The organism is Mesorhizobium sp. M0678, assembly GCF_040320505.1.
GTDB lineage: Bacteria > Pseudomonadota > Alphaproteobacteria > Rhizobiales > Rhizobiaceae > Mesorhizobium.
Window position 1 is genome coordinate 373,280 of sequence record NZ_JAMYPT010000004.1, and the last position, 15,030, is coordinate 388,309.

At 63.7% G+C, this 15,030-nt stretch carries 14 protein-coding genes; 13 read left to right on the forward strand and 1 reads right to left on the reverse strand.

Annotated elements, in window-relative coordinates:
- Nucleotides 1–216: 216 nt before the first annotated feature.
- From NKI29_RS10740 to NKI29_RS10780, 9 genes are read left to right on the forward strand one after another with little or no spacing between them, the layout of a single operon-like run.
- Nucleotides 217–1,323 carry an NAD-dependent epimerase/dehydratase family protein gene (locus tag NKI29_RS10740; protein ID WP_352796192.1) on the forward strand — a complete coding sequence of 369 codons (1,107 nt, stop codon included), beginning with the start codon at nt 217–219 and terminating at the stop codon, nt 1,321–1,323.
- Nucleotides 1,320–2,399, forward strand: coding sequence for an NAD-dependent epimerase/dehydratase family protein (locus tag NKI29_RS10745; RefSeq protein ID WP_352569254.1), 1,080 nt, complete (start codon nt 1,320–1,322; stop codon nt 2,397–2,399). Before NKI29_RS10740 ends, NKI29_RS10745 begins: the two co-directional genes overlap by 4 nt.
- Complete coding sequence (locus NKI29_RS10750) at nt 2,396–3,688, forward strand: TIGR04295 family B12-binding domain-containing radical SAM protein (RefSeq protein ID WP_023676126.1); 1,293 nt, start codon at nt 2,396–2,398, stop codon at nt 3,686–3,688. The genes NKI29_RS10745 and NKI29_RS10750 overlap by 4 nt, the downstream gene beginning before the upstream one ends.
- Nucleotides 3,673–4,776, forward strand: a complete 1,104-nt coding sequence (locus NKI29_RS10755; protein ID WP_352796194.1) for a glycosyltransferase family 4 protein — start codon at nt 3,673–3,675, stop codon at nt 4,774–4,776. The genes NKI29_RS10750 and NKI29_RS10755 overlap by 16 nt, the downstream gene beginning before the upstream one ends.
- A gap of 2 nt (nt 4,777–4,778) precedes the next feature.
- On the forward strand, nt 4,779–5,909 hold the full coding sequence (locus NKI29_RS10760; protein WP_352723996.1) for a CgeB family protein: 1,131 nt from the start codon (nt 4,779–4,781) through the stop codon (nt 5,907–5,909).
- On the forward strand, nt 5,906–7,000 hold the full coding sequence (locus tag NKI29_RS10765; protein WP_352697982.1) for a CgeB family protein: 1,095 nt from the start codon (nt 5,906–5,908) through the stop codon (nt 6,998–7,000). The genes NKI29_RS10760 and NKI29_RS10765 overlap by 4 nt, the downstream gene beginning before the upstream one ends.
- Complete coding sequence (locus NKI29_RS10770) at nt 6,997–8,106, forward strand: CgeB family protein (protein WP_023676130.1); 1,110 nt, start codon at nt 6,997–6,999, stop codon at nt 8,104–8,106. The genes NKI29_RS10765 and NKI29_RS10770 overlap by 4 nt, the downstream gene beginning before the upstream one ends.
- Nucleotides 8,107–8,129: 23 nt before the next feature.
- On the forward strand, nt 8,130–9,176 hold the full coding sequence (locus NKI29_RS10775; protein WP_352691146.1) for a UDP-glucuronic acid decarboxylase family protein: 1,047 nt from the start codon (nt 8,130–8,132) through the stop codon (nt 9,174–9,176).
- A gap of 24 nt (nt 9,177–9,200) precedes the next feature.
- The gene (locus NKI29_RS10780; RefSeq protein ID WP_352691144.1) at nt 9,201–9,494 is read left to right on the forward strand and encodes a hypothetical protein; all 294 of its coding nucleotides are present in this window, start codon (nt 9,201–9,203) and stop codon (nt 9,492–9,494) included.
- Here the strand turns inward: NKI29_RS10780 and NKI29_RS10785 are convergent.
- Nucleotides 9,431–11,176: a hypothetical protein gene (locus NKI29_RS10785; protein WP_352796197.1), complete on the reverse strand. Its 1,746-nt coding sequence runs from the start codon at nt 11,174–11,176 to the stop codon at nt 9,431–9,433. The genes NKI29_RS10780 and NKI29_RS10785 overlap by 64 nt on opposite strands.
- A 239-nt stretch (nt 11,177–11,415) precedes the next feature.
- Here NKI29_RS10785 and NKI29_RS10790 point away from each other — a divergent pair, with 239 nt between their 5' ends.
- The 4 genes from NKI29_RS10790 to NKI29_RS10805 are packed head-to-tail and all read left to right on the forward strand — an operon-like array spanning nt 11,416 to nt 15,030.
- Nucleotides 11,416–12,519, forward strand: coding sequence for an inositol-3-phosphate synthase (locus tag NKI29_RS10790; protein WP_352569245.1), 1,104 nt, complete (start codon nt 11,416–11,418; stop codon nt 12,517–12,519).
- Nucleotides 12,516–13,112 (forward strand): histidine phosphatase family protein, encoded by a 597-nt coding sequence (locus NKI29_RS10795; RefSeq protein WP_352569244.1) that lies wholly within the window; start codon nt 12,516–12,518, stop codon nt 13,110–13,112. Before NKI29_RS10790 ends, NKI29_RS10795 begins: the two co-directional genes overlap by 4 nt.
- A 14-nt stretch (nt 13,113–13,126) precedes the next feature.
- A complete protein-coding gene (locus NKI29_RS10800; protein WP_352569243.1) occupies nt 13,127–14,230 on the forward strand; it encodes a CgeB family protein in 1,104 nt (367 codons plus the stop codon).
- Nucleotides 14,230–15,030 carry a nucleotidyltransferase family protein gene (locus tag NKI29_RS10805; RefSeq protein ID WP_352569242.1) on the forward strand — a complete coding sequence of 267 codons (801 nt, stop codon included), beginning with the start codon at nt 14,230–14,232 and terminating at the stop codon, nt 15,028–15,030. The genes NKI29_RS10800 and NKI29_RS10805 overlap by 1 nt, the downstream gene beginning before the upstream one ends.

The window sequence follows — 15,030 nt, forward strand, 5'->3', positions numbered from 1 at the left end:
GCGTTGCCGGTCTGCCTCCACACAACCAGCAGATGCATCGCTGCCCGGCATGTGCGCGCGGTTGGTCGAACATGGCTCCTAACACCAAGCAGCCTTCGATGTTCCCACGCCTGGTTGAACCTACCCCGGCGAGCCTCCTGAACTTTGTTGAAGCAAGGGAACAAACCTTTCGCCCGGAAGTTTGGGGCGGCAAAGCCATTCGTATGAGGAGTTGTCGTGAAACGTATACTGGTCACGGGAGGCTGCGGTTTTATCGGCCGCCACGTCGCCCAGGAACTCGTTGAACATGGCTATGGGGTTTCAATTCTCGATGCGCTGCTGGACCAGGTGCATGGCGGCGAGGCAATCAGCCTGCCGCCAGGCGCGAAGCTGATCAAAGGCGACGTTCGCGATCGCGACGCCATCGCAGAGGCGGTCGACGATGTCGACGCGATCATTCACCTGGCGGCTGAAGTGGGCGTCGGCCAGTCCATGTACGAGATCGCCCGCTATGTCGGCGCCAACGACCTCGGCACCGCCACGTTGCTGGAAGTGCTGATCAAACGGCCGATCGAACGGATCGTCGTTGCGTCGTCGATGAGCGTCTATGGCGAGGGTCTCTATGCCACGCCGGACGGCCGGCGCATCGACAATGCAAGACGGCAGCCGGACGACATCCGTAGCGGCCAATGGAATCCCCTGTCGCCGGAAGGTGAAGTCCTGTTGCCGCTGCCGACCGACGAGCAGAAACCGGTCGACCTCGCCTCGATCTACGCATTGACGAAATACGCCCAGGAACGAGCCGTGCTGATCTTCGGCGAAGCCTATGGCGTCGACGCGGTGGCGCTGCGCCTGTTCAATGTCTTCGGCGCCGGACAGGCACTCTCCAACCCGTATACCGGCGTGTTGGCGAACTTCGCCTCGCGCATCGCCAATGGCCAGCGGCCGCTGATTTTCGAAGACGGCGAACAGCAGCGCGACTTCGTTCATGTACGCGATGTCGCCCTCGCCTTCCGGCTGGCGCTGGAACAGCCTCAGGCGCGCGGCCACGTCATCAACATCGGCAGCGGGCGGGCCTACGCGGTCAGCGAGGTCGCCCGGCTGCTCGCCGAAGCGATGGGCGTGCCTGGACGCCAGCCGGAAATCCTCGGCAAGGCACGCTCCGGCGATATCCGCAACTGCTTTGCCGACATCTCCAAGGCGCGCGAACTGCTCGGCTTCCAGCCGCAGCACCGGCTGGAGCATTCGCTCGGCGATTTCGTCGCCTGGGTGCGTAACACGGTCGCCATCGATCGCAGCGCCGAGATGAAGCGGGAACTCGAAGCGCGAGGGCTGGTATCATGAGACCGGATTCACGCAATTTTCGCGAAGCGCCCGTCGCCATTATCGGCGGCAGCGGCTTCATCGGCTCGAACCTCGCCGACAGCCTGTTGTCGGACGGCGAGCCGGTGCTGGTCATCGACAATCTGAGCCGTCCCGGCGTCGAGCAGAACCTGGAATGGCTGACGCAAAAGCACGGCAACCGCCTCGCCGTCGAAATCGCCGATGTCCGTGACGCCGAGGCGCTCGCGCCGTTGGTGGCAGGCTCGAGGGCGGTTTTCCACTTTGCCGCGCAGACCGCCGTCACCACGAGCCTGGTTCGGCCGGACGAGGATTTCGACATCAACCTGCGCGGGACGTTCAACGTCCTGGAAGCCGCTCGCCGCAGCGGCAAGCGCATCCCCGTCGTTTTCGCCAGCACCAACAAGGTCTATGGCCGCCTCGCCGACCTTGCTATGCGCGAAGAAGACGGCAGATACGCGCCTCGCGACGCGGGCGTCCGAGCGCACGGCGTCGACGAGACGCGCGGCCTCGATTTCTGCACGCCCTATGGCTGCTCCAAGGGCGCGGCGGACCAGTATGTCCTCGACTACGCCAAGTCATACGACCTGCCGACGGCGGTGCTGCGCATGAGCTGCATCTATGGACCGCGCCAGTTCGGGACGGAGGATCAGGGTTGGGTCGCCCATTTCCTGCTTAACGCGTTCTCCGACCGGCCGATCACCATCTACGGTGATGGCAAGCAGGTGCGCGACATCCTCCATGTTGCCGACGCGGTCGCGGCTTATCGCGCCGTGCTCGACCGCATCGAGGCGATCAAGGGCCAAGCATTCAATCTCGGCGGCGGACCGGAAAACGCCGTCAGCCTGCGCATGCTGCTGAAGGAGATTCGCGACATAACGAAACGGGACGTTCCGATTCGTTACGACCGCGAACGCACCGGCGACCAACCGTTCTTCGTCGCCGACACGCGCGCGATCGAGGCGGCGCTGGGGTGGAAAGCGCACGTCCCGTGGCAAAACGGCATCCGCGACCTCGCCGACTGGCTGCAGCGTCATCGCCTCGACCCGCATCCCGAACCGGCGAGGTACGTGGCATGAGGGTCGCTCTGGTCAATCCGTCCTGGACGTACCAGGACAGCATCTATTTCGGCTGCCGCCAGCCGCATCTGCCGCTCGAACTCGGCTATTCGAAAGCGCTGCTCGAAGCAGCCCGCCACGAGGTGCTGATGCTGGACGGGCAGATCCAGAAGCTCGACAACGCCGCGCTCGCCGATCGCGTCGCCGCATTCGAGCCTGACATGACCATCGTCAGCACCGCGCCGACCTACCTGTTCTGGCGCTGCGCACCGCCCGAGTTGCGCGTGCCGGCCGATTTCCTCAACCATCTTGCCGGGCGCGGCGGTCGCACCGTCGCCGTCGGGCCGCATGGCTCGGCGACGCCGACGCCGACTTTGCGCAAGCTTGGCGTCGACATCGTCGTGCGCGGCGAATGCGAGGAAGTGGTCGCGGAACTTGCCCGGCGCGACGACTGGAGTGCGGTGCCGTCCACCGCCCACTTCGAGGATGGAGAACTGGTCTCGAACGGCGGCGTGCATGCGAGCTCGTTCATCGATCACCCAGCGCTCGAATGGCCATCAGACTGGATTGCCGCCCATTCGCACCATCATCACCGCTTCGACGACGACCAGGTCGGCTTTGGAGCGGAGGTCGAGGCGTCGCGCGGCTGCCCGTATAATTGCAGTTTCTGCGCCAAGATCGATTTCCGCGATGCCTATCGCCGCCGGAACCACGAAGCAGTGATCGCCGAGATCGACCGGCTGATCGCACAGGGCGTCGGCTACATCTATTTCATCGACGAGATCTTCCTGCCGCAAAAGGCATTGCTGGAGGCGCTGGTCGATCGTGATGTGAAGTTCGGCGTGCAGACCCGTATCGACCTCTGGAAGCCGGAATTGCTGAAGCTGCTCGGCGCCGCCGGCTGCGTCTCCATAGAGGCGGGGCTCGAAAGCCTGACGGTGGAAGGCCGCGCCATGCTGGCAAAACGCTGCCGTTTGGGCACCGAGGAGCTAGCCGCGTTGCTGGTCGACGCAAGGCGCCACGTGCCGTTCGTGCAGGCCAATCTGATCGGCGTGGTCGAGGACGATCCCGCGCTCGTCGATTATTGGCGGAAGCACCTGATCGACAACGGCGTTTGGGCCAACGAACCGGTGCCGCTCTATCCTTATCCGAGTTCGCCGAGCTACCGCGAACTTTGGGGCGAGCCGGACGATCTCGCCTGGGAGCGCGCGCATGAACATTATCTCGCATCCTTCCGAACGTTCAGCGACATCCAGGAGAAGCGGCCGCGTCCGCTGGCCGAATTGGAGGCCACATGTTGCGGACACTGAGCCCGCGGCCGCGGCGTATCCTGATGACTGTCGATGCCGTTGGGGGCGTCTGGCGTTATGCGCTCGATCTGGCCAGGCAACTGGTCGCCGGCGGCGACAGCGTCGTGCTTGCCGGGCTTGGTCCGGAACCGTCCAGGCAGCAGGCGGAGGAGGCCCAGTCATTCGCAACGCTGACATGGCTCAACACGCCGCCCGACTGGATGACCCGCAACGAGCACGACCTCGACACATTGCAGCAGGAGCTGCACCCGCTCATACGTGACTACGCCGTCGAAATCGTCCATCTCAACGCGCCGACGCAGGCCGCGGGGCTCGACGTGCCCTGCCCCGTCGTGGCGGTGTCGCATTCCTGCGTGGTGACATGGTTCCACGCCGTCAAGGGACAGGCGGCGGACGGCGAATGGGCTTGGCAGAAGGACCGCAACCGGCGCGGTCTCGACAAAGCAGGAATGGTCGTTGCGCCGAGCCGCAGCCATGCCGACATGCTGGAAACCTGCTACGGGCCGATCGCGCGCCTGAGTGTCGTCGGCAACGGCGCACGGCCCGGCCTGAAGAGCGAAAGGCGGGAATCGATCGTTTTCGCCGCTGCGCGCTGGTGGGATGAAGGAAAGAACGCGGCGGTGCTTGACCAGGCCGCCTCCCTGACGCAATGGCCGGTCTTCGTCGCCGGCTCGCAGCAAGGGCCGGACGGCCAGCATGTTGGCTTCAGTGGCGCCGTTCCCCTCGGGCCGGTGCCACATGAGGAAGTGCGCTCGCTGATGGCTCGGGCCGGTATCTTCGTATCGCCGTCGCTCTACGAACCGTTCGGCCTGGCCACGCTGGAAGCCGCAATGTCGGCAACGCCCTTGGTGCTCGCCGATATCGCGACCTACCAGGAACTGTGGGACGGCGCGGCCCTGTTCTACGACGTGCGCGATCCGAGTGATCTCGCCAGCTGCATCAATGGCCTTTGCAATGACGCGCAGCGCCGGCGAGAGCTCGGTGAGGCGGCGGCGCGCCGAAGCCGCAGATTTTCACTGGCAAGGCAGGCGACCGCCATGCGCGGCGTCTACGACAAGGCGGCCCTGGCCACCATGGCGGATAATTGATTATGCGATTTTTATTCTACACCCATTCGATCGTTTCCGACTGGAACCACGGCAACGCACATTTCCTGCGCGGCATCATGCGCGAGCTGGTCGCGCGCGGGCACCAGGCGATCGCGCTGGAACCCGCCGACGGTTGGAGCCGGTCGAACCTGGTAGCCGAGAAAGGGTCCTTCGCGATCGAGCGATTCCGGAAGGATTTCCCCGAGTTGATGCCGGTGACCTACGATGCCGCTTTCGACCACGAAGCCTGGATATCCGATGCCGATGTGGTGATCGTGCATGAGTGGACCGAGCCGGACCTTGTTGCGCGGCTGGGCAAGGCGAAAGCAACTGGCGGCCGTTTCACGCTGCTGTTCCACGACACGCACCATCGCGCCATCTCGGCCACGCAAGCGATTTCTGCCTTGCAGCTTGAACATTACGACGGCGTGCTCGCCTTCGGCGCGGCGCTGCGGGAAAGCTATCTTCGCGCCGGATGGGGCAAGCGGGTCTTTACCTGGCACGAGGCAGCCGATGACCATCTGTTCGAGCCCCATCCTGAAATCGAGCGCTGCGCCGACCTGATCTGGATCGGCAATTGGGGCGACGACGAGCGCAGCGCCGAAATCAGGGAATTCCTGGTCGAGCCGGTGCGTGAGCTCGGATTGAGCGGCACTGTCCACGGCGTTCGCTATCCACGGCAAGCGCTCGCCGACCTTGCGGCCGCCGGCCTGCACTACGAAGGTTGGATCGCCAACGCCGACGTGCCGAAGGCGTTTGCAGCAAACCGCATCACAGTGCACATCCCCAGGCGTCCATACCGCGAAAGCCTGCCAGGCATCCCGACCATCCGTATGTTCGAGGCGCTCGCCTGCGGCATCCCGCTGGTTTCGGCGCCGTGGTCCGATGTCGAACGCCTGTTCAGGCCCGGCGTAGATTTTCTGTTTGCAAACAACGGTTCCGAGATGCGGCGTCATCTTCGCGCCGTGCTGCACGACGCGGATCTCGCCGCCTCTCTGGCGACTTCGGGCCTCGAGACCATCCGCTTGCGGCACACATGCCGGCACCGGGCGAATGAGCTGTTCGGCGTGCTCGCCGAATGCGGGCACCGCCAAGCCGCCGACACGATCCTTGCAAAGGAGGCCGCCGAATGAAGATCGCATTTTACGGGTCGAGCCTGCTGTCGTCCTATTGGAACGGCGCGGCCACCTATTACCGCGGACTGCTCAAGGCCCTGGCAAGGCTCGGCTATGACATCACCTTCTACGAGCCGGACGTCTACGATCGCCAGAAGAACCGCGATATCGCGGCGCCGGACTGGTGTGCCGTCGTCGTCTACGAGGCCACTCCGCATGCCATGATGCAGGTGGCGGCGCGGGCGGCGGAGGCAGATATCGTCGTCAAGGCAAGCGGCGTCGGTTTCGCCGACGACGCGCTGTTGCGGGCGGTGCTCGATCACGCCCGTGCCGATGCGCTCACCGTATTCTGGGATGTCGATGCGCCGGCGACGCTTGGCCAGTTGCGCGACGAGCCCGACCATCCGCTGCATCGCGCGCTGCAGGAAATCGACCTCGTGCTGACCTATGGCGGCGGCGACCCGGTGGTCTGGGCCTATCGGGCAATGGGGGCGGCCGAATGCGTGCCGATCTACAATGCGCTCGATCCGGAAACGCATCATCCGGTCGGCAAGGACATGCGCTTTGCCTGCGATCTCGCCTTTCTCGGCAACCGGCTGCCGGACCGCGAGGCGCGCGTCGAAGCCTTCTTCCTCGACCCGGCCGGCCGCTCCGCCGATCAGCGCTTCCTGCTCGGCGGATCGGGCTGGGGCGACAAGCAGATGCCCGCCAATGTCCGATGGCTCGGCCATGTCGGCACGCGCGACCACAATGCATTGAACGTCACGGCCAAGGCGGTGCTGAACATCAGCCGCGACAGCATGGCGGCCAATGGCTTTTCACCTGCGACGCGCGTTTTTGAGGCGGCGGGCGCCGGCGCATGCCTCATCACCGACGCCTGGCTCGGCGTGGACCTGTTCCTGAAACCCGGCGAGGAAATCCTGGTCGCGCGCGATGGCGAGGACGTCGCCGAGATCATGCAAAGCCTTAGTGCCGAACGGGCTAAGGCGATCGGGACATCGGCGCTTCGGCGCGTGCTTGGCGAACATACCTACACGACACGTGCCGTTTTAGCCGACGCCATCTTCAGGCGCCATTTCGAGCGTCCGACCGTGGAGGCGGCCGAATGACAAAGCCGCTCGACATCGTCTTTCTTGGCCTGTCGCTCTCCTCATCCTGGGGAAACGGCCACGCCACCACCTTTCGGGGGCTGCTTAAAGGTCTCCACGAACTCGGCCACCGCGTCACTTTTCTCGAACGCGACGTGCCGTGGTACGCAAGTCACCGGGATCTGCGCGATCCCGATTTCTGCGCCTTGCGCTACTATGAAACGATCGATGATCTTCGCCGCAATTTTGCGCGCTGTCTGCGCGATGCCGATATCGTGGTCGTCGGCTCCTTCGTTCCCGAAGGCCCTGAAATCATCGACGTCGTGGCATCGCTGTGCACGGGTCAGTTCTGCTTCTACGACATCGACACGCCGATCACGCTGGCAAAGCTTTCGACCGATGATTGCGAGTACATTGCCAGGCGGCAGGTCCCGTATTTCGACGTCTACTTCTCCTTCACCGGCGGGCCGACGCTTGCCCGTCTGACGGCGGAATTCGGCGCGAGGCGGGCCGAGCCGCTCTACTGCTCCGTCGACCCGGAACGGCATCACGGAACCGGTGATCCAATCCGCTGGGATCTCGGCTATCTCGGCACCTACAGCCCCGACCGCCAGGCGACGCTAGAGGCCCTGCTGTTCGAACCGGCGCGTCGCATGCCGGAGCGCCGCTTCGTCGTGGCAGGCTCGCAATATCCGCGCGAAATCGCCTGGCCGGACAATGTGGATCGCATCGAACACCTGCCGCCGGCAGATCACGCCGCCTTTTACAGCCGCCAACGCTACACGTTGAACGTCACGCGCAGTTCCATGATCGCGGCCGGATGGTCGCCCAGCGTGCGCCTCTTCGAGGCAGCCGCCTGCGGCACGGCGATCATCAGCGATAGCTGGGCCGGACTGGACAGCCTGTTTCCAGAGCGGACGATCCACACGGCGCGCAGGACCGAGGACGTAATCGGTATCCTGTCTGGGGAATCCGACGGCGCCCGGCTTGCCATGGCCAGGCAGGCGCGCGTGCTCATCCTCGCAGCTCACACAAGCATCGCAAGAGCCCGCGAATTCGTTTCGCTGCTGGCGCAGGCCAAATCGCCACGTTCTGTTCTCGATCTGGACGTCGAGAGCGCAGCATGACCCGCAGACGGGAGAAGATAGAGATGCAGCTATCAAGAAAGGCGCAACGGACCAAGACCGTGCTTGTCGCCGGCGGCGCAGGTTTCCTCGGTTCGCATCTTTGCGAGACAATGCTCCAGGCCGGCTGGCGCGTGATCTGCGTCGACAATTTCCTTACCGGCCGCATGGAGAACATAGCATCGATCGCCGATCGTCCGGATTTTCGGCTGATCAAGCAAGACATTTGCCGACCGTTGGAGCTTGGCGAACCGGTTGACCGCATCTTCAACATGGCGTGCGCGGCCTCGCCACCACGCTATCAGGCCGACCCGGTCCACACGACACGGACTTGCGTCATCGGGACGCTCAATCTGCTGGAGCTCGCCGCCCGTAATGGCGCCCGCTTCCTGCAGGCGTCCACCAGCGAAATTTATGGCGATCCCGAACAGCATCCGCAGAAGGAAGACTATGTCGGCCACGTGAACTGCATCGGCCCCCGCGCCTGCTATGACGAAGGCAAGCGCACCGCCGAAACCTTGTGCTTCGATTATTTGAGAATGGGAAAGGCCGATATCCGTGTCGCGCGCATCTTCAACACCTATGGTCCCAGGATGGATCCTGCGGATGGACGGATCGTTTCCAATCTGATCATGCAGGCACTCGAGAGACGGCCGCTGACGATATTCGGCGACGGGCTGCAGACCAGGTCGTTCTGCTACGTTTCCGATCTGGTCGACGGCTTGATCCGGTTGATGGAGGTCAATCCCAACCCGCGCCAGCCGATCAATCTAGGCAATCCGGGGGAGTTCACCATCCTGCAACTGGCGGGCCTGGTGAGAGGCATGACCGCCACCAAATCGGACTTGAAATTCCTGCCGCTGCCGCAAGACGATCCTCGTCGTCGGCAACCCGACATTTCCCGTGCAAGGAAGCTTCTCGGCTGGTCGCCCAAAGTGCCGCTCAGGCAGGGTTTGATGCGCACAATCGGCTATTTTGCCGAGCTTGAGACGGCGCAGATGGTCGACAGAAGACGTCGAATTGCCGCCACCGTGCGTTCTGCATCAGGCCGGCTGCAAAACCTGCCGGCCTGAAGGCGGGGAGCGTCTGGCCGCTGCTTGGTCACGACGGAAAGCGCCGTCGTCTCGGATTTGGTCACTTTTTCTCGTTGCGGGAACAACCCGTCCAGCTTCTGGTTCTGTCAAGGTACCGGCATGGAGACGATTGTGCATCCGAAGCGATCCGCCAAAGACATCGAACAAATGGCCGCAAAGGAGACGGCTGCCTTCCTGCGGCGCGCCTCCATCACCTATCTGGAATGTTGTGTGAGCCTGATGATGACGCATCTTCAGCGCGAGGAGGTAGCGGCCATCCTCGAAAAGGAAGCGGATATGCTGCGCCGGCTGGACTGATCCTGGTCGAGCGGCGGCAGGTCGCCTTGGCTTTCCAGGAAACGAAGCAGCGCGGCAGCGTAACGTCTTGCCGCGGCCGCCAGCCGGATCTGTTCCCGATCATCGCCCGATCGCTCAGCCATGCTCCACAAGCCAAGCTGGAAGGCGAGATAGCAGGGCTCGTAGTAGTGGACCAGATTGGCATCGACGCGACGAGAGGTAGTCGCCTCGACAGCTTTGCACAGTGCCGCAGTCGCTGCGTCGGAGAGGCTGTACTCGACACGGGCGCCGGCAATGTCCCAGGCGATGTCCTGGCAGCCGATCAGATCGTGCGATCGGCAATGGTCGAGGGCGTCCGTCTTGATCAGCGTTCCGCCGCGCGAAAGGATGAACTCCCACGGATGAAGCCGCCCGTCGATCTCGACCCGCTGCATGTTCTTGGGTGGAGCCCGTGTCGAAAACCAGTTCTGCAGCTCCGCCGCGCGGTTTTCGCCCAGCGTCTCACTTGTATTCCGCACGGCCATGTCGGCAAGGGCCTCCAGCGAGGCGCCCGGCTGGGAGGCGGGCAGATTGGCTGCGCGCCAGGACAGATAGCGCGCGAGATGAGCGACCATTTTTTCTTTCGAAAGCCTTGCCCGGTCCAGCGTTGCACCGTCGATCCAGCGTTCGACGAGAAAGCCATGGCACAGCCCGGCGACTTCCGGGCCAAAGCCTGCATCGTGCAGCTTCCTGGCGGTCTCGGCCTTTTGCATTCCGATTTCGCCGAGGCCAACGAATTTGACCGACCATTTTCCCCGGCCCGCAAAAGCGAGGAACTTTCGCCGCTCGAAGCCGCGGTGAACAGGTGGCCAATGATCCAGCGAGCCATAGTGCAAGCGACGCCACTCTCCGGCGGATGTTTCGGTCAGGCTGGCCGCTGTGCGGCCGATCGTCCTGGCCACCCAATCCCGCAACGTCGGGACAGCGGATCCAGCAGGGAAAGTCCGTTCGAAATCCACGCTGTGTTTTTGGCAAACCGTCCATGCCTCCCGACTGTTCGTCGATGCCTCGGGGCCCGGCCCACCCGAATGGCTGGGGAACAGATGGATGCGCCCGGCATCGATATCCAGCGCTTGCAGCCATGCGACGACTGCGTGAAACGAGCTGCCGGACAGGCCCGGGCCCTCATCGACGACAGCGAAATGGGCCGATGGCCTTGTCCTCCAGCCGCCGATCAGTTCCGGATCGGCGGCAAGCCGCCTGCGAAACGGATGACCGGTCGGACGGACGCTGACGGGTGCCGGTGCGCCGATGGCTGCAGCCACCATCGCTGCAAGCCCCAGGCCGATGCTGCGGATGCCGATTACGCATGTGTTCGCATCGAGACCCGACTGCCGCGCGGCGACGAAATAGCTCTCCGGATAGAGCGCGTAATGGGCGTAGCCCTCGGCCGTGCCGATGAGGATTTCGCCATCGCAATCGAGTTCGGCCAGCATTCGCGGCACTTCGGCATCGACCGGGCCGTCGATGGCGAATCCGGCCGCCCACGATCTGCCCACGTCCCGGGCCAAGCCGACCAGGAGATTTGCGCCCGCGATCCGCTGTCGGGAATTCCTGTCCATGCCGTTGGCCTCGAATTCAGCATCGGCAAGGCCCTGGACCAATTCCGAGATCTTGATGAACAGGCCGACCAGGGCTGCGTGCCGTCCGATCCCGCTTGGCATATCCGCAATGTGCCCGGCCGCTTTGCAGGCCGAGCCGCGAACATATCGCGCGCTCTCAATTCGCTTGTGGTCGCCATAGACGATCATTGTCCCGTCCCGGTTGGCCTCACTGCACAACTCGGCGAGCGCTACTTTGATCCACCATCGGTTGCACGATTTTTGCAGCCGGCAAGGAACAATCAGCGAGGCAGGCGGTTTGGCACGAAGAACTTACCTTCAACAGCATAGGCAGCGGTTTCGTGGGATCGAAGAAAGTTCGGATCGGAATAGTCGGCGTCGGCAACTGCGCCTCCTCCCTTGTTCAGGGCATCACCTATTACCGCGACGCAAGGAGCAATGAGCCCATACCCGGGCTGATGCATGCCGATCTTGGCGGCTATCATGTCAAGGACATCGAAGTGGTCTGCGCTTTCGACGTCGCCAACGGCAAGGTCGGACGCGATGTGGCAGACGCGATCTACAGCGCGCCGAACAATACTTTCCGCTTTGCCAATGTAGCGCCTACCGGCGCCCGCGTCGAACGCGGACCGACGCTGGATGGCATCGGCAAATATCTGCGCGACGAGATCGTGGAGGCCGACGAGCCGGTCGCCAACATCGGCAAGATCCTCGCCGAAAGCGGCGCCGAAATCCTGGTGTCCTATCTGCCTGTCGGTTCGGAGGAGGCAACGCGCTTTTATGCCGAGTGCGCGCTCGAGGCGGGCTGTGCCTTCGTCAACTGCATACCCGTCTTCATCGCCTCGCGGCCGGAGTGGCGCCGGCGCTTCGAGCAGCACGGCCTGCCGCTGATCGGCGACGACATCAAGAGCCAGGTCGGTGCGACGATCGTCCACCGGCTGCTCGCCAACCTGTTCCGCGAGCGCGGCGTGCGCATCGATCGCACCTATCAGCTCAATTTCGGCGGCAACACCGACTTCCTCAACATGCTGGAACGCGAGCGGCTGGAATCGAAGAAGATCTCAAAGACGCAATCCGTCACCAGCCAGATCGACGTTCCCCTGGAGCCCGGCAACATTCACGTCGGGCCGAGCGACCATGTCCCGTGGCTGACCGATCGCAAGTGGGCCTATATCCGGGTCGAAGGCACAACCTTCGGCGGTGTGCCGCTGAATGCCGAGCTCAAGCTGGAAGTGTGGGATTCGCCCAATTCGGCCGGCGTCGTCATCGATGCGGTGCGTTGCGCCAAGCTGGCGCTCGACCGCGGTATCGCGGGCGCGCTGACCGGTCCCTGCAGCTATTTCATGAAATCGCCGCCCGAGCAGTTCACCGACGCGGAAGCCCGCCAGCGCACGCTCTCGTTCATCGCCGGCAAGGACGAGCCGATGCTCGATGCCGCGGAATGACGACGACGTTCTTTCTGGTGCGCCACGCCGCGCACGACAATGTCGGCTGTTATCTTGCCGGACGGATGGCCGGCGTTTGCCTCGGCGAAGCCGGCAAGGCACAGGCCTCGCATCTGGCAGACCGCATGGCACGCGACGCGATAGCGGCAATCTTCTGCAGCCCGCGCGAACGCACGCAGGAGACTGCCAATCCGATCGCGCTCGCCTGCAATGCCGGTGAGATCGTGATCCGCGAGGAACTCGATGAGATCGACTTCGGCACCTGGTCGGGAAAGACCTTCGAAGAGCTGAACCAGGATGCCGACTGGCGAGTGTGGAACGACCAGCGTCAGCAGGCGAGAACACCGAGCGGCGAGACCATGCTGGACGTGCAGCAACGCGTCGTCTCATTGATCGAGCAGGTCCGCGGCACCTACCAGAACCAGGGCGTCGCACTGGTCAGCCATGCCGACGTCATCAAGGCCGCCGTGTGCAAGGTGCTCGGCCTGTCGCTGGGAAACTGCTTTCGCTTCGATATCGACCCAGCGTCGATCACCACGGTTGTTTGGGGGGACTGGGGGTCGAAGCTGATCAGACTCAACGAAGCTGCCTGACGAGGAATTGCCGGATGCGCATGGTCATTTTCGGTCTTACCGTGACATCGTCGTGGGGCAATGGGCACGCTACGCTGTGGCGCGGATTGATCCGGGCGATGGCCGGGCTGGGCTGGTCTATCACCTTCTTCGAACGCAACACTCCCTATTATGCCGGGACGCGCGACCTCGACCAGTTGGATGGCGGCAACCTCGTCCTTTATCAGGATTGGGAGGACATCCAGCGCGTTGCCGAGCAGGCGATGAATGAGGCCGATGTGGTCATCGTCACCTCCTATTGCCCCGATGCCGTGAGCGCGTCGCGCCTTGCCCTCCAGGCCTGTCGCGGGCTGAAGGTGTTCTACGATCTGGATACGCCGGTGACACTGGCGCGGATCGAACAAGGTGAGCCTCCGGCCTATTTCGGGCCGGAAGGGCTTCGCGATTTCGATCTCGTGCTGAGCTACACGGGAGGCACCGCGATCGACGCATTGAAGTCGATGCTGGGTGCGCGCCGCGTCATGCCGCTCTACGGCCATGTCGATCCAGAGCGACACCGGCCGGCTCCGCCCAGGCCGGAGTTTGCCGGCGACCTTTCCTATCTCGGGACCTATGCGGCAGACCGCCAGGTCGGGGTCGAGAGGCTGCTGGTCAGTCCGGCTGCGCGCCTGCCGGAGCGCCGCTTCATCATTGGCGGCGCACAATATCCGCAGGAATTCCCGTGGAGCGACAATATTTTCTTCGTCCGGCATCTGCCGCCGGCCGACCACCCCGCCTTCTTTTCATCATCACGGCTGACCCTGAACGTGACCCGCGAGGCGATGGCCGAAAGGGGCTGGTGTCCTTCCGGCCGGCTGTTCGAAGCCGCCGCTTGCGGTGCCGCGATGGTGAGCGACACATGGCCGGGACTGGAGGCCTTTTTCCGGCCCGGCGAAGAGATCGTCGTGGCGAACAGCACCGACGACGTGGTCGCCGCGCTCGACCTGTCCGACGCCGAGCTTGACGCTATCCGCCGCCGAGCGCGCGAGCGGGTGCTGGACGAACACACCTCGGCGCGGCGCGCGAAGGAATTCGACCGCATCCTGTCCGATGCACTGCACGGCTCCACGCATGGCGAGCCGTTGAAGGAGGCAGTTTGATGTTGGGCATCGTGCCCGCAGCCGGACGGGGAAGCCGCATCCAGCCGCTCGGCTTTTCGAAGGAGCTTCTGCCGGTCGGCAGCCGCATCGACGGCAACACCGAGCGGCCTTGCGCGGTCAGCGAATACCTGGTGCGCCGCATGGTGCGCGCGGGGGCCGACAAGATCTGCTTCGTCATCGGCTCGGGTAAGTCGGATATCCTCGAATATTATTCTGCCGGCTATGCCGACGCGACTGCGCTGTTTGTGGTGCAGCCCTCTCCGGTCGGCCTTTGCGACGCCATCTTCCGTGCCGCACCGCTCGTCACAGCCGATGAGACCGTTCTGGTCGGGTTGCCCGATACAATCTGGTTTCCCGAAGACGGCTTCCTGGCCCTCCCGGACGACGGCCTGTCCTTCCTGCTGTTTCCGGTGGACCAGCCGGAGTTCTTCGATGCCGTCGTTGTCGACCAGGACGACCGGGTGAAGCAAATCCAGGTCAAGCAGCAGAATGCCCAATCGAACTGGATCTGGGGTGCGTTCAAGATGCCCGGCCGCACCCTTCACCAGCTCGCCGCGCTGTGGCGGGAACGGGACCGGTGCGACGAATATATCGGCACGCTGGTCAATGCCTATCTCGCCGCCGGAGGCGATGCCTATGGCATCAAGGCTGGCACCGCCTATGTCGACGTCGGCACCTTCAACGGCTACCGCACCGCACTTCGCCTGCTTGAAAGCGCCGGCGGTACCAAGGACGACCAAGTCGCCATTACGCTGCCCGGCCACCAGCACGTCCCTGTCCTCGCAGGCGAAGGAGGCTAG

Bases quoted from the DNA above. Each gene is read 5' to 3' on its own strand.
- NKI29_RS10745 (WP_352569254.1), top strand. From the start codon at position 1,320: ATGAGACCGGATTCACGCAATTTTCGCGAAGCGCCCGTCGCCATTATC.
- NKI29_RS10760 (WP_352723996.1), top strand. From the start codon at position 4,779: ATGCGATTTTTATTCTACACCCATTCGATCGTTTCCGACTGGAACCAC.
- NKI29_RS10765 (WP_352697982.1), top strand. From the start codon at position 5,906: ATGAAGATCGCATTTTACGGGTCGAGCCTGCTGTCGTCCTATTGGAAC.
- NKI29_RS10785 (WP_352796197.1), bottom strand. From the start codon at position 11,176: ATGCCAAGCGGGATCGGACGGCACGCAGCCCTGGTCGGCCTGTTCATC.
- NKI29_RS10800 (WP_352569243.1), top strand. From the start codon at position 13,127: ATGCGCATGGTCATTTTCGGTCTTACCGTGACATCGTCGTGGGGCAAT.
- NKI29_RS10750 (WP_023676126.1), top strand. From the start codon at position 2,396: ATGAGGGTCGCTCTGGTCAATCCGTCCTGGACGTACCAGGACAGCATC.
- NKI29_RS10755 (WP_352796194.1), top strand. From the start codon at position 3,673: ATGTTGCGGACACTGAGCCCGCGGCCGCGGCGTATCCTGATGACTGTC.
- NKI29_RS10795 (WP_352569244.1), top strand. From the start codon at position 12,516: ATGACGACGACGTTCTTTCTGGTGCGCCACGCCGCGCACGACAATGTC.
- NKI29_RS10775 (WP_352691146.1), top strand. From the start codon at position 8,130: ATGCAGCTATCAAGAAAGGCGCAACGGACCAAGACCGTGCTTGTCGCC.
- NKI29_RS10770 (WP_023676130.1), top strand. From the start codon at position 6,997: ATGACAAAGCCGCTCGACATCGTCTTTCTTGGCCTGTCGCTCTCCTCA.
- NKI29_RS10805 (WP_352569242.1), top strand. From the start codon at position 14,230: ATGTTGGGCATCGTGCCCGCAGCCGGACGGGGAAGCCGCATCCAGCCG.